This is a genomic window from Alicyclobacillus acidocaldarius subsp. acidocaldarius Tc-4-1 (assembly GCF_000219875.1).
Lineage (GTDB): Bacteria > Bacillota > Bacilli > Alicyclobacillales > Alicyclobacillaceae > Alicyclobacillus > Alicyclobacillus acidocaldarius_A.
The window spans coordinates 66706-86799 of record NC_017167.1 but is presented as its reverse complement, the minus strand read 5'-3'; the positions used below and the strand labels follow the sequence as shown (position 1 = coordinate 86799).

The following is a 20094-nucleotide window of genomic DNA, read 5'->3' as shown; positions in this document are numbered from 1 at the left end:
CAAGGCGCGTGGCCCGGATGCCGAGCACACCTTGCGTGCACGGCTGCCGCCATCTTTCCAATGCATGTCTTTGACAAACAAGCCTGTCGTAGCTTATAAATAGTGTCGCACTGCCCATCTGTAAGCGCTGACAGCCGGAGAGACAAAACAATCGGTTGTTTACATGGGCAAGCGCCAGCCATTCGGAAGGGAGGTGCACACGGTGAACGACACCCAGAAGCCGTCCACCAAAGCGAAGCGGTGGTGGTACCTGCTCATCCTCGCACCCGTCATCGGATCGCTGTTTCCGGGCCTGTACGGATCGCTCAAGCCGGAGCTGTGGGGCATCCCGTACTTCTACTGGTACCAGATGCTCTGGATCATCATCGCGGCCATCATCACCGCATTTCTGTACAACATCCTGAAAGACGACTGAGGGTAGGGGGGTGAATTCATGCAGATCAACTGGACTGCATTCTCTATTTTTATTATTTTCTTTCTCTTTGTCGCCGTTCTCGGCTTTGTCGCGGCAAGATGGCGGCGTGGCGATTTGTCTCACCTAGAAGAATGGGGACTCGCGGGGCGCCGGTTTGGCACGCTCATCACGTGGTTCCTCGTCGGTGGAGATCTGTACACGGCCTATACCTTCATCGCTGTGCCGGGACTCATGTATGGCAAGGGCGCGCTAGGCTTTTACGCCGTGCCGTATACCACCGTCGTCTATCCTATCTTCCTGTTGATTCTCCCGAGATTCTGGTCCGTCGCCAGATCCAAAGGCTACGTCACCGCCTCCGACTTCGTACAAGGGCGCTACGGAGATCGCCTGCTGTCGTTTGTCGTAGCGCTGACGGGCATTGTCGCGACCATTCCGTACATCGCCCTGCAGCTCACGGGCATGCAGGCCGTCATTACGGCCATGGGCATCCCAGGCAGTTGGCCGCTCATCATCGCGTTCATCATCCTGGCCCTGTTCGCCTATACGAGCGGCCTGCGCGCGCCGGCGATGATCGCCATCGTGAAGGACCTCATGATCTACATCACCATCATCGTGGCGGTCATCCTCATCCCCATCAAGCTGGGCGGCTTCGGGCCTATCTTCCACGCGTCGGCCGCGGCGCTCGCCAAGCACCATCCGCCGGGGTCCATCGCGCTGTCGCCGAAGCTATATGCGACGTACGGGACGCTCGCACTGGGCTCCGCGCTCGCGCTGTTCCTCTACCCACACGCGGTCACCGGCGTGTTCAGCGCGTCCAGCCGCCGCGTCGTGAAGCGGAACATGGCGCTGTTGCCGGCCTACTCGTTTGCGCTCGGCATTATCGCGCTGCTTGGCTACATGGCGCTCGCCGCGGGCGTTCACACCAAATCGACGAGCGAGGCCGTTCCGCTCCTGTTCCTGAAGGAGTTCCCGACCTGGTTCGCAGGCTTTGGCTTTGCCGCCATCGGCATCGGCGCGCTGGTTCCGGCGGCCATCATGTCCATTGCGTCGGCCAACTTGTTCACGCGCAACATCTACAAGGCGTTCTTCGCGCCGAACGCCTCGCATGAAAACGAGGCACGCGTGGCGAAGATTGTGTCGCTCATCATCATTCTCTTGGCGCTCGTGTTCATCCTCGGGTTCCCGCAGCAGTACGCCATCAGCATGCAGCAAGTGGGCGGCATCCTCATCTTACAGACGCTGCCGGCCGTCGTGTTTGGCCTGTTCACGCGCTGGTTCCACCGCCGTGGGCTCTTCCTCGGCTGGCTGGTGGGCATCGTGCTCGGCTTCCTCATGTGGGCGAGCACCGGGTACCAGTCCACAAGCTACGCGGTGGGCGGCGTGACCGCTTACGCTGGCATCTGGGCGCTCATCGCCAACGTCATCGTGGTGATCGTTCTCAGCGCCATCTTCCGGGCCATGGGCCTGTCGAACGGCGAAGACGAGACGAGCCCGTCCGACTACCGCCTGGACGTGGATGCGTCCGCGTGATCGGGTGGCCACAACCCACCACGCAAAACGGGGCCCGCATTGGGCCCCGTTTCGTTCTGCAAGTGCAAAACTCATACGCGCCGCGTGGAAGTGCAGGGATACAGCGTTCGGGCGAGAACCTCGCCCAGTGCAACGTTCACCACAATGCTCAGGCAGACGGCCATGGTGTACGCCGCACCAAACGAAAGCCCCGCGGCGTGCACGCCGAGCCAGGTGAATCCGCGGTTCAGCGCGTTGGTGTCGAGAAACACGTAGCTCCTTACAGTCCATCGCCTGTGCGCGTCAGGGCGGCGCTTTCGGGCCATCCAGTACACCAGAAACGCCGTCACCAACCAGTACACGTTCAGCAAATTGAAGGCGACGGTGACCACCTCTCCGCCCGTCGCCTCGGGCGCGAGATAACCGCTCGTCCCGTCTACGCCGAGGACACCGGCGAGGTACACATAGCCCAAGGCGCGATGCAGCACCGGGTGCGCGCGGGCCCGCGTCCAGCCGAAATTCAGCGCGCCAGCCAGGATGGCGACGAGTGCGCTCGCGACGTGAACATGAAGGGCGACGAGCCACGCCCCGTGCGACAGATGGCGGTGAAGGCCCGTCTTGTGCGCGAGGAACGACACATCCCCCGGATCCGCGATGAAGCTCTCGTAGGCCATGTACACCACGTACAGCGCGGCCGCCAAGAAGACCGCTCCACCAACCCACCCAAACCTCTTCCTCATTCGAGACGACGCCACAGAACCCCTCCATCGGCCAAGATCCGCCGTATCCTTCTCGGCCGATGGCTTGAATCCCTGCTCACGGGTAGATGTGGCGCCCCCGTTCGTCAGGAATGCCACACTTTCGATAAAAATAGGTGTTGATCACGTCCCGCCACTCGATGGCGCGCTGCATCTGATCCTCGAGCCGCGCGAGGACGCGCTCGAAGCGGACGGGATCGATCCGCCCCTGAAGCCGCCGCCACGCCTCCATCATCCAGGCCACCGCCTCGACGCCGTCGAAGTGCGCATCGTAGATGTGCTGAATGACCGTCTTCCCCGAGTGCAGCACGTGCGTATACGGCACGTGGTGAAAGAAGAGGAGCAGCTCGTCGGGACACGTCTCCAGGTGCTCGTACAGGCTTCGCACCGGCTCGTGGTACTGGCCGGTGTAGCCCGTGCCCGTGGCCATCGTCCGATCCACGCCGACGCCCTGCCAATCCGCGTAATGGTACGTGCCCCACTTCGAGTACTCATACCCCTCCGGATTGGGCCCGTCGTGGTGGCCTGGGTTTACCATCCAGCCCACGCCGAGCGGCGCCGTGTACGCCTCGTACGCCGGCCAGGAGGCCATGAGGATGCCCACCACCGCGCGGACGACATCCGGATCGTCGCCGTACGTGAGCCGCGCCCACTCGTGCGCGATCTCGGCCGGGTCAAGCGACGGATCCCAGGCGAGGCGGCCAAACGCGTACAGGTTGGCCTGCGCCAGCGAGTGTCCCGTCCAGTTGACATCGTCGCCCACGTTCGCGACGCCCGCCACGCCCCCGTGCGGCCGCCCGAACAGCCTGCCGCTCGCAATCTCAGCCACGGTCGATCCCGGTCCGCGCGCGTGCGTATCGAAGTCGAGCACCTCTTTCCACATCGGCGCGAGATAGCACACGTGGCGCTGCTGGCCGGTGTACTCCTGCGTGATCTGAAATTCGAGCATCACGTTCGTCGCCGAAAGCCCGCCGACGAGCGGCGAGACCGGCTCGCGCACTTGAAAGTCCATCGGCCCGTTTTTGATCTGAATCAGGACGTTGTCCAGAAAGCGGCCGTCGAGCGGCACGAAGTGATCGTACGCCGCCCGGGCGCGGTCGGCGCGCCTGTCCCGCCAGTCCATGAGGCAGTTGTACACGAAAGCACGCCAGATGACCACGCCGCCGTGAGGCGCCAGCGCTCGGGCGAGCATGTTCGCGCCATCGGCGTGATCGCGCCCGTAGGTGAAGGGACCGGGGCGGAACTCGGAGTCCGCTTTCACGAGGAAGCCGCCGAAGTCCGGGATGTGCTGATAGATGCGATCCGCCGCCGCAGACCACCAGTCCTGGACACGCGGATCGAGCGGATCTGCGATCGGCAGGTCGCCGAGATCGACGGGGCTCGCGAAGTTGATGCTGAGGAACAGCCGGATGCCGTACGGACGAAACACGTCGGCCAGCCGCGCGACGCTCGGCAGATGCGCTTCCGTGAGGAAGCGCGTCTCGGTCTCGTGCACGTTGACGTTGTTGATGGCGATGGCGTTCACACCGATGGACGCCAAAAGCCGCGCGTAGTCCCGCACGCGCGCCCCGTCAAAATCGATTTGTCCTCCGCGAAAAAACAGCGATTTCCCCGCGTATCCGCGCTCAATCGTGCCGTCGGCGTTGTCCCAGTGGTCCAGCATCCGCCAGGCGTTCTTGGGTGAGGAGACGCAAGGCTCGTGGAGCGATTCACAAAGCCGTAGGCGGCGAATCAGGTGGAACACGCCGTACAGCACACCGGCGGGCGTCCGCGACACGACTGCGGTGCCCTGCCCGTCCACCGGCAAGATGGCGTAGGCCTCGTCCGAAGGCACGCCGGCGAGCGCAGCCTGCGCGGCTTCGCGAAGCCCGCGCGGCATCGCCGACAAAAGCCCTATGGCGACGCAGGGGGCACTCGGCACACCACCTGGATCTGCCGCCAAGGGCGCCAGGCTTTCTCCAAACGCCGCGCGAACCGCGCGCGCCCACTCTGCCGCCGCGATGCGAAGCACCGGATCATCGGCTGGGCCGTACACCGCCATCCGCCGCGCCGCCTCCGGCACACCGTGGGTCAGAGGGCTCTCCTGCAACCAAGCGCAGTAGTCGAGATCGCCCTGAGAGGTGTTCGTCAAGGTGCGTCACCTCACACGTAGCCGTTGGCGAGAAACCCGCCGTCGGCGATAAGAATGGTGCCCGTGACGTAGTCGGAATCGTTTGAGGCAAGAAACACCGCTGGGCCCGCGATGTCGTCGGGTTGGCCCATACGGCCGGCTGGGATGCGCGCGACGAGCTTCTCGGGCTTGTGAATGCCGCGCTGGATGTAATCGCGCACAATCTCCGTCATGATGAAGCCCGGACTGATGGCGTTCACCTGGATGTTGTGCTTCGCCCACTCCACCGCGAGCGCCTGCGTGAGCTGCCGCACGCCGCCCTTGCTCGCCGCATACGTCGCCCGCTCCGGGATCCCTGCGTGCGCCACAATCGACGTGATGTTGATGATCTTTCCGCCCTGCCCGCGCGCAATCATCCCGCGCCCCACCACCTGACAGAACAGAAACGTCCCGTCGAGATTGATGTTCAAGCACGCCTTCCATCGCTCGAAGGAGAGATCCGTGGAAGGGGCCGCGACGGAGATGCCCGCCGCGTTGACCAGAATGTCGATCCGGCCAAAGCGCTCCTCGGCGGCCGCCACCGCGCGCTCGACGTCCGCCGGATTTGACACATCGCACACCACAGGCAACGCGGCGCGCCCCGTTTGCGACGCAATCCACTGCGCCTGTGCCTCGAGCTCGGCCTCCGTCCGGCTGACGAGGCAGACGTCGGCGCCCTCCTGCGCGAATCGGCGCGCAATCGCGGCGCCAATACCCCGCCCGCCGCCCGTCACGAGCGCCACCTTATCTTGTAACCGCATGTTCAAACCTCCTCACGCGCCGGTCAGGGGCCAAAGAACGCCGGATGGCGAGCTTTAATCCCAGGCAGATCCTCCATCAGCTTCGCCAGGTGATGGTGCATCGCCTCCGCAGACTTATCGGCGTCGCCCGAAAGCACCGCCTCGGCGACCCGCTCGTGCTCTCCGACGAGCCGCTTCATCCGCTCCGGCTCGAAGAGCGAAAGCATCCGCACCCGGTTCAGATGCCCCCGCATCTGCGCCACGATGGCCGAGAGCGTCTCGTTGTCGAAGTGCTGCAGAAAGATCTGGTGAAACGCATCGTCCGCGTGCATAAATTGGAGCGCATCCCCCGCCTCGGCCGCCTCCCGCTGGTCCTGGAGCGATCTCGCCATCTCCCTCTCCAGCCGGGCACGCACCGACGCGTCCCGCGAGACGTCCTCGGCGACGCGGCGGACGACCGCGAGCTCCAGGCTCTCCCGAACGAATCGGGTCTCTTCCACCTGCCGTTCCGAAATCAGGGCCACCTTCATGCCCCGCTGGGGCAGCACCTCAATCAGCCGCTCCATCGCAAGCGCGCGCACCGCTTCGCGCACCGGCGTGCGGCTCATGTTCAACATGCGCGTGAAATCCGACTCGTAGACCGTCTGCCCCGGATGCAGCCGAAGCGACAAAATCTCCTCGCGGATGGCCTCATACGCCTGTTCTCCGAGCGTCTTCTTGGCCACACCGTAGGTCACACCCGCGATCACGCCTCCACCTCCTCGCAGTCTCAAGTCGATCGACATTGTATCGTATACTTGTATACCCTAGCAAACGCCGCATAGCTCACCCTCCGGTGCGGTGCGCCGCCGACTCCGGAGCCAGCGGCGCCCCCGAGGTGATCCATCTCAACCCATCGACTTGATGGCCTGCGCCAGGTTGGCGACATTCGGCGTACCAATTCCGGAGGCCGGATCGTACCCGGGCACCGCGGACCAATACCAGTTGTTCCCGGTCGTCAAGTCGTTGAACGGCTGATTCGCACCATACCCGTTCTGCTGCATGAGTCGATAGAAGACCGGGTCGAGGAAGCCGACGCGGCCGCCGACGTACTGATCGATGAGCGCCGTGATGCCGTTCAGCTGCGGCGCCACAAAACTCGTGCCACCGTAGCCCGCCAGCCAGCCGCCCCCTGCGCTCCAATACACGAGATAACCCGTCTCCGGATCCGCGTCCATCGAGAGGTCCGGCAGATTCCGGCCCGGATAGTTTCTCGGCAGGTTGTAGGTGAAAGGAGAACCGTATAATATGCCCTGCGAGTCGGTGAAGGCCTGATTCGCCGCGCTGTTCTGCACGCCACTCACGCCGAACTGATACCATGGGCGCGGAAAAATAACGCTTACGCCGCCCCCTGTACCGATGGGGAAAAGCCCTTGGTAGCCGAGGTTCTGCAGGTATTGCCACGACCACGGCTGCTCCTGCGTGATGTTGACCGTGCCGAGCGAGAAGGTGGCGGAAAACGGCACCGTCGTGCCACCCGCCGCCGTGACGAACGGATCCGACGCCGGGAAGTCGACCGTCAGCGGCGTCGAAAACCCTTGCGAGGGCGGGAAGTCCCGAGCCGTATCGTACGCACCAGAATCCCCGGCTGCCGCATAGACGGAGATGCCTTGAGCCGCCGCCTCCATGAACGCCTGCGTGAATGCGAGTAACTCATCGACGTACGACTGTCCCTGGTTCATCTGAGGCAAATAGTCGATCTCCGGCTGCCCCCAACTTACCGACAGCGAGTCCACCTGGTTGTCGGAAACGGCCTGGTAAAACGCATCGATAAAGCCCTGATCCGTGTTTGGCGCATCATACACCACAACGTTGGAGCTCGGTGCGATGCCGCCCGCCTGCTCCACGTCGAGCGCCGTCTCGACAGAGCCGTCGTCCATCTGGCCACCGCCGTCAACGTTCACCATCTGAATGCGGTTCTGCGCCACGTGCAGGCCAATGCCCTTCCAGTAGGTGTAGGCGTCCTGTGGGTTAAAGCTCGACAGCGTCACAATGCCGACCGTCTCGCCCTTGCCCGTGATGCCCTGTTGATAGAGTGGATTGATGTCGTAGCGATTCGCCGTGTCGCCGACGGTGTAGCTCCCCGGCGTGCCCGTCGCCGTGCTGCCTCCTTGCGGCAGCACCGCTTTAGGAGACGGCATCCCCGACACATTCGGCGTCTTTACGGTGAGCGACTGCGCCGCGTTCGCCGTATCGAGGCCCACCACCGCGAGCACGTTGGTGAGGAGCGCCACCGGAATCTGCGGCGGCTTCTTCGGCGCGCGGAACACCTGGCCGTTTGCCTTGAACAAGTCGATCACGGTGTTGAACGCGTGATCAAACTGCTGGATGGTCCCCTGCACCTGGAGATCCAGATGATCCGCGCTGACGTTCACCACCTGCAGGCCGTACTGCTGAAGCTCCTGCTCGATTTGCTGAATGGTCTGAGACGAGGGCGCGAACTGCGCGGCGAATTGGCTCGTCGTCAAAAACTTGTGATACTGCGCGCTGCCCGGCGTCTCTGTCTGCTGGATATAGTTCTGCAAAGCCGTCGGGTTCTGCACGCGCAGAATGACCGACGCCGTGACGGTCTGGCTCGCGTTGGCGGGCCCCAGATCCTGCGCGTTTTCCGTCGACGGATTGGCGAGCGGCGCCGCCTGCACAGCGTCCGCGTCCATGGTCGGCACCCCGACGGCCAGCATGCCGAGCGCGGCAGGCAGCCCGAAAGCAAGTTGTTTCCACAGTCCCACGAGAACGCCCCCTGACATCCGAATCGAAGCTTGCGCGGGATGGATTCGGCAACGCCTGCCAAGATTCCTGCCACGAAATGCATCGATTTTTGTAGAAAAAGCAGGAAAGCGGCGCAAGTCGCAACTCGCTCGACTTTGCGCCGCCGTCCCATCTCGCCGAGGATCTAGGCGAAAACTCGCCAAACCAACCTCACGCCCCCACGAGGTTGCCCGATGCGGGAATGTCTTCTTCCACCGTGGTTGCCTCCATGACGCGCGCCTGAAGTTCCCGCGCGTGCCGCTCGGTCTCTTCATCGCTCCAGCCGCATGCCGCAGCCATGTAACGGATGACGGAATCCTGATTCTCCTTCACCCAGTCGATGTCGAAGTAAAGCGCGCCCGTTCGCCGGACGAAGAAATCCGACGGCGTCACCACCATCTCGTGCCGCAGGCCGTACTCCAATTCCGCGTACACATCGGGCCTGAGCCCATACGCCTCTGCGCGATCCCGCCCGGACACCAGCAGGTTGAAGACGACATCCACGTTGGTGCCATAGCGGCGGGCGAGGCGCCGCGCATCCTCCTCCGCCAGGCCGAGCTTCACGCCGCGCTGCACGCGATCCTCGACAAACGCCGGCATCTTGTCTGATCCGCCGAAATCCCCGCCCGAATAAGGGATTTTGTCCGTGGTGCACGGTCCGAAGCGCTGCCCTTCGTGGGCGAGATGGCTCGCCACCATGTCAACGACCTTCTCCGCCATCTTGCGGTAGCCGGTGAGCTTGCCGCCCGCGATGGTGAGAAGCCCAGACGGCGAGACGAACACCTCGTCCTTGCGCGAGATCTCGGACGGATCTTTGCCTTCTTCGTGGATGAGCGGCCGAACGCCCGCCCAACTGCTCTCGATGTCCGCCGCCGTCAGCTTGACGCTTGGGAACATGAAGTTGACGCAGTCGATGAGATAGTCGCGATCCGCCTTGGTCATGCGGGGATGGACGAGATCGCCGTGGTAATCCGTGTCGGTAGTGCCGATGTAGGTCTTGCCGTCTCGTGGAATGGCGAAGACCATGCGCCCGTCGGGCACGTCGAAGTACACGGAATTTCGGAGCGGAAACCGCTTGCCGTCCACCACGATGTGCACGCCTTTGGTGTGATGCAGGGTTTTGCCGGACTTCGACCCGTCCTTCTCCCGGAGCTCATCGACCCAGGGGCCGGTGGCGTTGACGACCTTCTTCGCTCGGACGGCGAACGTTTCGCCGGTGAGCACGTCCTCGACTTCGGCACCCGCGACGCGGCCCTCATGGTAGAGAAAACCGGTGGCCTTCGCGTAGTTCAGCGCGATACCGCCCATCTCTACCGCCTTTTTCAGAATCTCGAGCGTGAGGCGGGCGTCGTCTGTCCGGTATTCGACATAATAGCCGGCGCCCTTCAGGCCATCGCGGCGGAGCAGCGGCTCGATCTCAAGCGCCTGCTCGGCGGTGAGCATCTTGCGCCGCTCGGAGCGCTTGACGCCCGCGAGCTTGTCGTAGACGTAGATGCCCACGCTCGTCGCCAGCCAGCCGTACGTGCCGCCCTCGATGATGGGCAACAGCATCCACACGGGGGTCGTGATGTGCGGGCCGTTCTCGTAGACGATAGCGCGCTCCTTCCCGACCTCGGCAACGAGCCCTATCTCAAACTGCTTCAGATACCGCAAGCCGCCGTGCACGAGCTTCGTCGACCGGTTGGATGTGCCCGCAGCGAAGTCTTGCATTTCGACGAGCGCCGCCTTCATGCCCCGCGCCGTCGCGTCGAGCAGGATGCCCGCCCCCGTGATGCCCCCGCCGATGATGAGCAAATCAAACGGCTCGCCAGCCATCTCCGCTTTGATGACCGATCTCGCCATCGTCGAAAACCGCGCCTCCGCCATGTTGTATGCCTCCTTTACCTCCGAACAAGAGAAAAACCACAAACCAAGCGCCTCTCTCAGGCACCTGACCTGTGGTTTTCTCATCGTCTCAACCATGCTTGATGAACTTGTCAAGTTTATTATATCTTACGCGAAGGCGCGGATCTACGAGCCGTCACACGTCCTCCTGCGCCCATCCCATCGTGCGCTCCACGGCGCGCTGCCATCCTCGATACAGGCGCGCCCGGGTTTCGGAGTCCATCTGCGGGTCGAACCTGCGGTCGAGGTCTCCACTGCGGGCGATCTCGTCCTTTGTCCAAAATCCCACGGCTAGCCCCGCGAGATACGCGGCGCCAAGAGCCGTGGACTCCGCGATCTGCGGGCGCTCGACCGGCACGCCGAGAATGTCCGCCTGGAACTGCATGAGCAGGTTGTTCGCGACTGCACCGCCATCCACCCGCAGCGACTTCAGCTCAATACCGGAATCCCGCTGCATCGCGTCCAGGATGTCTTTCGTCTGATACGCGAGCGACTCAAGCGTGGCTCGAATGATGTGCTCCTTGCGAGTTCCGCGCGTCAGTCCGAAGATGGCGCCGCGAGCGTACATGTCCCAGTACGGGGCACCGAGCCCCGCGAACGCCGGCACGACGTACACGCCGCCAGTGTCCTCCACTTTGCTCGCAAAGTATTCCGAGTCGGCCGCCGAGTCGAAGAAGCGCAGCCCGTCGCGCAACCACTGAATCGCCGCGCCCGCGATGAAGACGCTTCCCTCGAGCGCATACGTGACTTTGTCCTCGAGCCCCCAGGCGATGGTCGTCAACAGCCCAGACGGCGATGCCACGGGTTTCTCGCCTGTGTTCATGAGCATGAAGCAGCCCGTTCCGTACGTGTTCTTGACCATCCCCGGTTCGAAGCACGTCTGTCCAAAGAGCGCCGCCTGCTGATCTCCTGCAATGCCAGCGATGGGGATGTTCGCGCCGCCAAACGTGTGCTCGTCGGTGTGGCCGTAGATGGACGAGGAAGGGCGGACCTCGGGCAGCATGGCGCGCGGGATGCCGAGGAGCTTCAGGAGATCATCGTCCCAGTCGAGCGTGTGAATGTTGAAGAGCATGGTGCGGGACGCGTTCGTGTAGTCCGTTACGTGAACCTTGCCGCGCGTCAGGTTCCACACAAGCCAGGTGTCGATGGTGCCGAAAAGCAACTCGCCGCGTTCAGCGCGCTCGCGAGCACCCTCGACGTGATCGAGAATCCACTTGATCTTCGTGCCGGAGAAGTAGGCATCGATGACTAGGCCCGTCTTGTCGCGGATCAAATCGGCGTGCCCGGCCACCTTCAGTTGGTCGCAAATGTCGGCCGTGCGGCGATCTTGCCATACGATGGCGTTGTAGACGGGTTTGCCGGTCTCCTTTTCCCATACCACAGTGGTCTCGCGCTGGTTGGTGATCCCGATGGCCGCCACCTGTTCCGGGGACACGGCCGCCTTTTCGAGCACCTCGCGCGCGACGCCGCTCTGCGTTCCCCAGATCTCCATCGGGTCATGTTCGACCCAGCCGAGCTTCGGATAGATCTGGGTGAACTCCTTCTGGGCGATGCTGTGAATGCGCCCGGCGCGATCGAACAAAATCGCGCGGGAACTGGTTGTGCCTTGATCGAAGGCGAGGATGAACGTTCGTGCGCCCATAATACCCTCCACAAGAAACGAGTCTGCGGTCGATACAAACAGACGGCGGACAAAGCCCGCATGGCGAACCACGCGTCATTGCCGCCGTCTCAGACGCTCAGAGGCTAACCTTTCAACTTGCCTCCACTGTACCGTGCCGCACGCATTCTGTAAAGGGTTTCAGTTGGACTGCGGGCCGTCGCGCGCCACCCCCTCACCCCAGCCCCTTGATCAAGATGCTCCCCACCATGTCCGCGGCCCTATCGAGCCTATCCGCAGCATTGCTCAGGTGCCGGTACACCTCGCGCATGCGGAAGATGTGGTGCACGTCCTGGCTCATGAACAGCTCGGCGTTCGACTCCCGATACAGTTCCTCCATCCGATTCTCCATCTTCTTCGCGCGCACAATCGCCGCGTGCACAGACGGCCCCGGCTTCACGAGCCCGGCCACCGCCTCGGCCAAGGCATCCACGCCTTCCTTCAGCGCTTCGGCCATCTCATGAATGGCGGGCTCAAACGGAATCGCGTACACCAGAAACTCCTGCACCGTCGTGTGCGCATAGTCGAGAATGTCGTCCAGGCTGCGGGAGAGATCGTAAATATCCTCCCGATCCATCGGCGTCATGAAGCTGCGGATGAGTTCCTCAATGACGTTCCGCCGAATGGCGTCTCCCTCCTGCTCCAGCGCGCGCATCCGCTCCGCATACCGGCGCAGCTCGGCCTCACCCGGCTTCATCTCCACGATCTCGCCGAGCAAATGCACGCCTCGTTGTGCCTGCCGCGCCTGCGCCTCCAGAAGCGCGAAGAACCTCGACTCATGCGGGCGAAGCCACTGCGCCAGTTTGCTCATCGGTATCCCCCCCAAACAAACAGTTGTCCCGTCACACACCCGACGAGAAATGCCAGCGGCATGGTCATGAGCCACACCCCGGCCATCTTCCGCACCACGCGCCACCGCACCCGCCGCGCGTGCGCGCTCGCCCCCACACCCACGAGCGAGCTGTCGAGCGCCTGCGTCGTGCTCACCGGCCCGCCCAGGCTTGAGGCCGCGATCACGACCGCCGCAGTGGCCAACTCGTTCATGACCGCGTGGATAGGGCGGATACGAAAGACGTGACCTTGGATGGTGCGAGCCACGCGCCAGCCGCCCACGAGAAGCCCCCCCAGAAAGGCTGCGGTCGAGAATCCGACCATCCACGGCGCCACGCGAAAAGTCACGTGATGATTCGACACGCCCGTCACGAGCGCCAAAAGGCCCAGCGTCTTCTCCGCATCGTTCGCGCCGTATCCTATGCATACGCAAGCCGATGTCGCAATCTCCGTCCACAGCGCCGCCCGGCCCGCTCGCGCGGACACACGTCCCAGGAGGACCTTGGCGACATAGTGAACTGCATATCCCGCACCCCCTGCCAGGACCACGCTCAAGACGAGCCATCCTGCCACGCGCCCGACGCTCAACCAGTGAACCCGATCCATCCCCAGCATCACAGCTCCCACTCCGCCCATTGCGCCTACGAGCGCAAACGTGATGCTGGTCGGCAGCCCTGACACGTAACACGCGGCAAGCGTCAGGAGCGTCGCCAATAGTGCCGCCGTCACCACCGGTAGGCTCAGTTCTGGAAGCGGCAGGATGCCAGCGCCAATGGTATGAGCCACGCGCGTGCCGACGAGGAAAGGAGCAGCCGCCATGCACGTGCCCATCTCGGCGATCACGACCGCCACTGGCAGGATTCGTGAACTCGCGAGCACCGCGAGCAAATTTCCTCCATCATTCAATCCCGAGAGCGCCGCAAAAACCGCTACGAGCGCGTATACCACGAGAACACTCACCCATTGGCCACCCCCTTAGATCTCACGACGTTGAGACTGGGAGTAGAAGATACATTATAGCGCGCCATGGTGAACTTGAGAACATGTCGCAATCACTCGCCTAAAATCTAACCGAAAGGGGTCTGAATCACTCATCTCGAAATCTTACCGAAGGGTGCGTGACGCTGGTCGCGCAAGGGCCCGATGGGGCTCTGATCACGCCAGAGCCTCCGCGCTGCCCATCGGAGTTGGCCTGTGGATTTGATGGACAACCCTACGGGTTGCCCACAACTCCACAGGCTCGATGAGGGGAAGCCGCTTCGCTCCTCCCCTCGGGCCTTCGGCCATTCACCCCTCCCACTCCTGGGAAAGGAGAAAGGGAGAAAGTTAGATTCTATGATGAGTGATCGCCCGTCCGTTCGGTAAGGTTTTTTCGTGAGTTGATACGTGGGTTTTTTCGAGATGGTGCAACCCCGACTCGGTCATGCCGCCTGCATTTCTAAGATCTTTCTTAACTTTGGAACAAGCGCCTGAGATCCCGCTACATTTCTGCGATCTCGCCAATTCCAGCTGAAATCTTATTTTTTTCAGTATCTTTACAAGACTATGAACCATAATTATCATGGCGTTGAGGTCATCTCAAAAACATCTCAAAGGGAGGTCGTTGGTAGGTGTCCAAAAAGAGACGGTTTTCATGGGGGGTCTCCGCGCTATCTGTAGTGACTGCTGCAGGCCTCGCAGCGGGCTGCGGCGTGGCGGGTTCAAGCCCGCATTCTGCAGGCAATGCTTCCGCATCCGAGACTTCTGCTCGGGCTGCCGCTGACACGGTTGCACCACAAAAGGGCGGAACATTAATCATTGCACTTCCGGCAGGAGCCTCCATCACATGGTACATTCCTATCGTCAACGCGTCGAACAACAGCCTGTACAACTCTCGGCTCATCAGCTGCCTATACCCGGGGCTCCTTTACATCAACGACCAATACAAAATTGACTGGCAGGATTCGTTTGCGGACCGGATCACGTACAACGCTGCCGGCACGGTCTACACCATCTACCTGAAAAAGAACTGGAAGTGGTCGGACGGCACACCGGTCACGGCCGACGACGTGATCTTCGATTACGACGTGTTTGCGGCGACCAGCGCACCGAACGCGCCGAAGCCTTGGCCCAACACTGCGGCAGGTTCTGGCGGAGTTCCGGATAACATCAAGAGCGTGAAGAAGCTGAACAACTACACCATTCAAATTACACTGAAGAAGCCGGTCAACCAGCAGTGGTTCATTTACAACGGCATAGGACTGTTCGGACCGATTCCAAAGCACGCCTGGGACAAGTATCCGAACGACATGACCGCCGAGATCACGTACCTCGGCAAAGAAGCACAGAATCCGAACTTTGTCAAGGTCGTCGACGGACCGTTCATGTTGCAGAGCGCGAAACAAAATCAGGCCTGGACGCTCGTGCCCAACCCCACGTTCGCGGGCCACAAGAGCACACTGGATAAGTTGATCTTCCAGTACGAGGCGTCGACCGCGGCCGAGTTCGCCGGCCTCCGCTCGGGCACCATTGGCATTGGCTACCTCGACTGGAGCATGTGGAACGCCAGGCAGCAGCTCATCCAGCAGGGGTACACGGTGCAACCCGCCTATTCGTTTGCCTATGACTTTATCGAGTTGAACATGCTGAAGGGATCGCCTCTCTACAGCGCGTTCTCGGATCTGCGCGTGCGGCAGGCGCTCGAGATGGCCATCGACCAAGACAGCATCAACAAAGACATCTACCACGGCTACGCGCCTCCGCTCTACGGACCCATCCCGTCGACGCCAAGGACGCAGTTCTTCGATCCGAAGCTGTCCAAGCCTTTGTATCCGTTCAATCTCACGAAGGCAGCTCAACTCCTGGATCAGGCGGGCTGGAAGCTGCAAAATGGCGTTCGCACCAAGGACGGGGTGCAGTTGTCGTTCGACATGCTGGTGCCGTCCGGCGAACAAACGGCGCTGCTGGAGGCCGAGCTCATCCAAGAGGACTGGAAGAGCATCGGCGTGATCGCCAACCTGAAGGAGATGCCGCTCTCCGAAGAGTTCAGCGTCATGGCGAGCTCCGATCCGAAGAAGTGGGAGGCCGCGTCCGGCACGGGCATCATTTACGGCGGCTCGTACCCATCCGGCGAGTTGCTCTTCAAACCCGGAGGACTGGACAACTTCGGGTTTGACGATCCGCAGCTCGACAAACTGATCGACAAGACGACAAGTCCCGAACCCTCGCTGCAGGCAACGCTGAACGACTTCTACGCCTACGAGGAGTTGGCGGCGAAGGACCTCCCGGTCCTCTGGGTCAACGTCCCGGCTGGCATCCGCGTCGTCGCCAAGAACGTGCACAACGTCACCGACGACGTGATGAACCCTGTGGTAGGCGTTCCGCTCTACAATTACATCTGGATGTCGAAGTGAGCGACAGGGCCAGCGCAAAGCTGGCCCTTCGTCTGCATGGAAGCCTCGAACCTCTCCCACGCCCCGTCCGTTCTCGAGTCCGCCCCCAAATCCAATCCTCACGTTGACGTTAGATTTTAAACGGCGTAGACTGGTGAACGGCAAGGTGCGAGGAGGTGGAAGATGGATCGCGACAAACTGTGGACCGTGGAGGCCGCGGCGGAGCGACTCGGCGTCACGCCACGCACACTGCACTATTACGAGGAGATGGGCCTCATCCCGGAGGTCCGCCGCACCCCGGGAGGCCACCGGCTCTACGACGAGGAAACCATCGAGCGCATGGAACACATTCTTCGCCTCAAGGACGCCCTCGGTTACTCGCTTCAGGAGATCCGATCCATCCTTGCGACCGAAGACCAACTGAAGGCATACCGGGAACGCATCGCTTCAGGACACGAGCCCGAATGCAACTTGCACATGCTCACTGAATCGGTGCGCCTGCTTGAAGACGTCGTCCGCCACATCGACGAGAAGATGGCGCGCCTCGCGGCGATGCGCGAGCGTTACGTCGATCGGTTGACGCGCATTCGGGATCGCCTTCAGCGCGAACAATCGGCGCTCCAAGCGGCACAAGAAGATGAAGAAAGGCGGTGATGGCCTTGGACGCGCGAAGCTCCGCATACAAGTGGATTGCGCTCTCCAACACCACGCTTGGCGTGTTGATGGCTTCCATCAATGGTACCATTCTCATCATCGCGCTCCCGGTCATCTTTGCGGGGATTCAGGTCAATCCGCTGCAGAGCGGGCAGACGAGTTTGTTGCTCTGGGTCCTGATGGGCTTCAACGTTGCGACGACGGTGTTACTCGTGACGTTCGGCCGACTTTCCGACATGTTCGGCCGCGTTCGCCTGTACAACCTGGGATTCCTGGTGTTCACCGTCGGCTCGGTGCTCTGCTCGCTGACGTGGAGCCACGGCAGGGCGGGAGAACTGGAGCTCATCATCTTCCGCATGATCCAGGGCATCGGCGGTGCATTCCTCTTTTCCAACAGTGCCGCCATTCTGACCGACGCGTTCCCCAACAACCAACGCGGTCTTGCGCTTGGCCTGAACCAAATCGCCGCAGTGGCGGGCAGCGTCGTGGGCCTTGTGCTGGGTGGGATCCTGGCCTCGACCGGGCATTGGCGTTACGTGTTCCTCGTCAATGTGCCCATCGGGATCGTCGGGACCGTGTGGGCGTACCTGATGCTGAAGGAGATTGCCAAACCGCAGCGCGACGCGAAACTCGACATCCCGGGTAACGCGACCTTGGCCCTCGGCGTCCTGGCCCTCATGCTCGCGCTGACCTATGGCATTATGCCGTACGGGGGACACAGCATGGGCTGGTCGTCGCCGATGGTCATTGCGCTCCTTGTCGGTGGCGTCGTGATGCTCGGCGTGTTCGCCGTGATCGAGCGGCGTATGCCAGATCCGCTGTTTCGCCTCGAGCTGTTCCGGATCCGGCCGTTCACGCTGGGTAACGTGGCGCTGTTCATGGGATCGCTCGCGCGAGGCGGCCTGAGCTTTATGCTGATCATCTGGCTGCAGGGGATCTACCTGCCATTGCATGGCGTGTCGTATGAGAACACACCGCTTATCGCGGGGCTTTACACGCTGCCACAGATGGTGGGATTTCTTGCCGCGGGGCCACTTAGCGGTTACTTGTCCGACAAGTTCGGGCAGCGCGCCTTCGCGACGGGCGGCCTCTTGGTGAGTGCAGTGGGATTTTTGCTGCTCGCCGCACTTCCCATCGATTTCAACCGCTTTGCGTTCTGGGCGGACATCTTCGTCATCGGCGTGGGGATGGGGCTGTTTGCGTCGCCGAACAACGCCTCCATCATGAGCTCCGTACCGGCGCAGTACCGGGGCGTGGCGTCCGGCATGCGCTCCACCTTCAACAATGCGGGGCAAATGATGAGCATGGGGATCTTTTTCTCCATCGTGGTGGCCGGGCTCGCGGCGAAGCTGCCACAGGCGCTCGTGTCGGGGCTCACGGCGCACGGCGTGCCCGTCAAGGCGGCGGAGGCCATCGCGAAACTTCCACCCACCTCGTCGCTGTTCGCGGCGCTCCTCGGGTACAATCCACTCGAGTCCCTGCTCGGCCCAAGCGGCCTCAACATCCTGAACAAGCTGCCCGCGTCCCAGGCCGCCGTGATCACGGGCAAGTACTTCTTCCCGACGCTCATCTCGTCGCCGTTTCACACCGGCCTCGCGCTCGCGTTTGTCATCTCCGCCATCCTCATGGTGATTGGCGCAGTGGCCTCGATATTTCGAGGCACGTACCAAGAGCCGCAGGCCATGCCGACGCGCGAAGCGGAGCGCATCGCCAAGTGAGGCCGACGTACAACCCACCTACATCTGCCACAGTTCCTTCACGGAGGTGGTCACCGCCGTCGCGCCAGCCGCGACGGCCCGCTCCACGTCCTCCTTCGTCCGCACAAACCCTCCCGCAAGCACCGGCAGGCCCGTCTGCTCGCGAATCTCCGCAATGAGCTGCGGCACCACGCCCGGCAGGACCTCCAGGTAATCCGGCTTCGCCTGCTGCAGAACGCGGTAACTCGTGCGCAGGCTGTGCGAGTCGATGAGAAACACGCGCTGGATGGCGATCACGCCCTGCTTCTTCGCCGTCGCAATCACGCTCGCATGCGTGGAGATGATGCCGTACGGCCGGATCATCTGGCACAGAAACTGGGTCCCCGCTTCGTCGTGCTTCAACCCTTGAATCAGGTCCGCATGGAGGATGAGACGCTTTCCCGCCTTGTTCGCCAGGCGCATCAGGCTCGGAAGCGCGGTGAGATTCGTCTCCAAGAGCACCACCACCGGATGCGGCCCCTGCATCAGCTCCTCGAAATCCTTTGGGCTGCGCACCGCAGGAAGCACGCGCCGGCCCTCGAACGGATTCATGCCCGCCTCCGCTCCGCGGACGACCGCTCAATCACCACAGGCCGGATGCGCTTCACCTGCTTGGGCAACTCCTCTCCCTTGATGAGCCGCATGAGCATGGCGGCCGCCTGCTGGCCCTGCTGAAATACCGGTTGCTGAATGGTCGTCAGCGCGGGCGTGCTCGCCTCGGCCACGTCCGTGTCGTCGAAACCCAGGATGGAGATATCGTCTGGGACCCGTAGACCCGCACTCGCCGCCGCTCGCAGCGCGCCGATGGCCATATAGTCGTTGAAGCAAAGGACCGCCGTGGGGCGATCCGGCGCCTCCAAGATCCGGCGCATGCCCGCCTCGCCGCTCTCCATGTCGAACTGCCCGTGCGCCACCCACTCCTCGCGCCAGCTGAGGCCGAGATCGCGAAACACCGCCTGCACCGCCTGTAAGCGAAGCACGTTGTCCACGTGTTCCGCCGGGCCTGCGATGACGCCGATGGCGCGATGGCCGAGATGATGCAGGTGCCGAATGGCCAATTCCACGCCCGCGGCTTGATCGATCACGACGCAGTGCCCGGGGCTCGCCGCCGGGTCCTGTTGCATATAGACCACAGGGAATTTCTCGGGCAGTTCCTTCAACAACCGCTCCGTCACGCCGCTAAACTGGGGCAGCACGAGCATCCCGTCGACAGAATGTTCGAGCGCTTTCTTCGCTAAAATATCGAGTGTCTCGGGTGTGACGATGTCAAACTGCATTGCATAGTTGTCCTCGGCAAGCACCTTCGAAATGCCTGCGAGCATGGGAAACAAATACCCGTTCAAGCGCGGATCCAGGCTTGGGTTGACGATGTAGAATCCGATGGAAAAGACCTTGCCCGCGCGCAGACTTCGAGCGCTCATCTTCGGGTGATAGTTGAGTTCGCGCGCGGCTTCCAGCACTTTGCGCAGCGACTCCTCGCTCACGCGCTTGCCGTTCAGCGCCCAGGATACCGTCGTGGGCGAGACCCCGGCCAGCCGCGCGATGTCCTTCACCGTGGCCACATTCAATCCCTCCCGGTGCTCGAATGCGATGCAATGCG

The 20094-nt window shown here is 62.3% G+C and carries 16 protein-coding genes; 5 read left to right on the top strand and 11 right to left on the bottom strand.

Annotation, left to right across the window (positions count from 1 at the left end; translation table 11 throughout):
- Nucleotides 1–202 precede the first annotated feature (202 nt).
- Complete coding sequence (locus TC41_RS00360) at nt 203–415, top strand: DUF3311 domain-containing protein (protein ID WP_008337877.1); 213 nt, start codon at nt 203–205, stop codon at nt 413–415.
- 18 nt (nt 416–433) lie between these two features.
- Nucleotides 434–1945, top strand: a complete 1512-nt coding sequence (gene mctP, locus TC41_RS00355) for a monocarboxylate uptake permease MctP (protein WP_014462976.1) — start codon at nt 434–436, stop codon at nt 1943–1945.
- Nucleotides 1946–2016: 71 nt separating this feature from the next.
- Here the strand turns inward: mctP and TC41_RS00350 are convergent, their stop codons facing one another.
- The 9 genes from TC41_RS00350 to TC41_RS00310 form a co-directional block, all read right to left on the bottom strand.
- Nucleotides 2017–2625, bottom strand: coding sequence for a DUF2306 domain-containing protein (locus TC41_RS00350; protein WP_014462975.1), 609 nt, complete (start codon nt 2623–2625; stop codon nt 2017–2019).
- A gap of 115 nt (nt 2626–2740) precedes the next feature.
- Nucleotides 2741–4813: an alpha-glucuronidase gene (locus tag TC41_RS00345; RefSeq protein WP_014462974.1), complete on the bottom strand. Its 2073-nt coding sequence runs from the start codon at nt 4811–4813 to the stop codon at nt 2741–2743.
- 11 nt (nt 4814–4824) lie between these two features.
- Complete coding sequence (locus TC41_RS00340) at nt 4825–5592, bottom strand: SDR family NAD(P)-dependent oxidoreductase (RefSeq protein WP_041694825.1); 768 nt, start codon at nt 5590–5592, stop codon at nt 4825–4827.
- A gap of 23 nt (nt 5593–5615) precedes the next feature.
- The gene (locus TC41_RS00335; protein ID WP_041694824.1) at nt 5616–6320 is read right to left on the bottom strand and encodes a GntR family transcriptional regulator; all 705 of its coding nucleotides are present in this window, start codon (nt 6318–6320) and stop codon (nt 5616–5618) included.
- A gap of 138 nt (nt 6321–6458) precedes the next feature.
- On the bottom strand, nt 6459–8339 hold the full coding sequence (locus TC41_RS00330; RefSeq protein WP_041694823.1) for a S53 family peptidase: 1881 nt from the start codon (nt 8337–8339) through the stop codon (nt 6459–6461).
- Nucleotides 8340–8529: 190 nt separating this feature from the next.
- A complete protein-coding gene (locus tag TC41_RS00325; protein WP_014462970.1) occupies nt 8530–10224 on the bottom strand; it encodes a glycerol-3-phosphate dehydrogenase/oxidase in 1695 nt (564 codons plus the stop codon).
- A gap of 154 nt (nt 10225–10378) precedes the next feature.
- Complete coding sequence (gene glpK, locus TC41_RS00320) at nt 10379–11884, bottom strand: glycerol kinase GlpK (RefSeq protein WP_041694822.1); 1506 nt, start codon at nt 11882–11884, stop codon at nt 10379–10381.
- A gap of 193 nt (nt 11885–12077) precedes the next feature.
- The gene (locus tag TC41_RS00315; protein ID WP_014462968.1) at nt 12078–12713 is read right to left on the bottom strand and encodes a DUF47 domain-containing protein; all 636 of its coding nucleotides are present in this window, start codon (nt 12711–12713) and stop codon (nt 12078–12080) included.
- A complete protein-coding gene (locus tag TC41_RS00310) occupies nt 12710–13693 on the bottom strand; it encodes an inorganic phosphate transporter (protein WP_041694821.1) in 984 nt (327 codons plus the stop codon). Before TC41_RS00310 ends, TC41_RS00315 begins: the two co-directional genes overlap by 4 nt.
- Before the next feature lie 698 nt (nt 13694–14391).
- Between TC41_RS00310 and TC41_RS00305 the strand changes: the two genes are divergently transcribed.
- The 3 genes from TC41_RS00305 (at nt 14392) to TC41_RS00295 (ending at nt 18476) form a co-directional block, all read left to right on the top strand.
- On the top strand, nt 14392–16125 hold the full coding sequence (locus tag TC41_RS00305) for a peptide ABC transporter substrate-binding protein (protein ID WP_237699984.1): 1734 nt from the start codon (nt 14392–14394) through the stop codon (nt 16123–16125).
- Nucleotides 16126–16287: 162 nt separating this feature from the next.
- The gene (locus TC41_RS00300; RefSeq protein ID WP_014462965.1) at nt 16288–16758 is read left to right on the top strand and encodes a MerR family transcriptional regulator; all 471 of its coding nucleotides are present in this window, start codon (nt 16288–16290) and stop codon (nt 16756–16758) included.
- A complete protein-coding gene (locus tag TC41_RS00295) occupies nt 16758–18476 on the top strand; it encodes an MFS transporter (RefSeq protein ID WP_014462964.1) in 1719 nt (572 codons plus the stop codon). Before TC41_RS00300 ends, TC41_RS00295 begins: the two co-directional genes overlap by 1 nt.
- An 18-nt stretch (nt 18477–18494) precedes the next feature.
- Here the strand turns inward: TC41_RS00295 and TC41_RS00290 are convergent, their stop codons facing one another.
- Together TC41_RS00290 and TC41_RS00285 are read right to left on the bottom strand one after the other, a co-directional pair.
- A complete protein-coding gene (locus tag TC41_RS00290; RefSeq protein ID WP_014462963.1) occupies nt 18495–19046 on the bottom strand; it encodes a glycerol-3-phosphate responsive antiterminator in 552 nt (183 codons plus the stop codon).
- Nucleotides 19043–20056 (bottom strand): LacI family DNA-binding transcriptional regulator, encoded by a 1014-nt coding sequence (locus tag TC41_RS00285; RefSeq protein ID WP_014462962.1) that lies wholly within the window; start codon nt 20054–20056, stop codon nt 19043–19045. Before TC41_RS00285 ends, TC41_RS00290 begins: the two co-directional genes overlap by 4 nt.
- Nucleotides 20057–20094: the final 38 nt, after the last annotated feature.

What these genes read in the sequence shown, in the direction of transcription:
- mctP (WP_014462976.1), top strand. Translation starts at nt 434, where the DNA reads ATGCAGATCAACTGGACTGCATTCTCTATTTTTATTATTTTCTTTCTC.
- TC41_RS00340 (WP_041694825.1), bottom strand. Translation starts at nt 5,592, where the DNA reads ATGCGGTTACAAGATAAGGTGGCGCTCGTGACGGGCGGCGGGCGGGGT.
- TC41_RS00325 (WP_014462970.1), bottom strand. Translation starts at nt 10,224, where the DNA reads ATGGCGGAGGCGCGGTTTTCGACGATGGCGAGATCGGTCATCAAAGCG.
- glpK (WP_041694822.1), bottom strand. Translation starts at nt 11,884, where the DNA reads ATGGGCGCACGAACGTTCATCCTCGCCTTCGATCAAGGCACAACCAGT.
- TC41_RS00315 (WP_014462968.1), bottom strand. Translation starts at nt 12,713, where the DNA reads ATGAGCAAACTGGCGCAGTGGCTTCGCCCGCATGAGTCGAGGTTCTTC.
- TC41_RS00300 (WP_014462965.1), top strand. Translation starts at nt 16,288, where the DNA reads ATGGATCGCGACAAACTGTGGACCGTGGAGGCCGCGGCGGAGCGACTC.
- TC41_RS00295 (WP_014462964.1), top strand. Translation starts at nt 16,758, where the DNA reads ATGGCCTTGGACGCGCGAAGCTCCGCATACAAGTGGATTGCGCTCTCC.
- TC41_RS00290 (WP_014462963.1), bottom strand. Translation starts at nt 19,046, where the DNA reads ATGAATCCGTTCGAGGGCCGGCGCGTGCTTCCTGCGGTGCGCAGCCCA.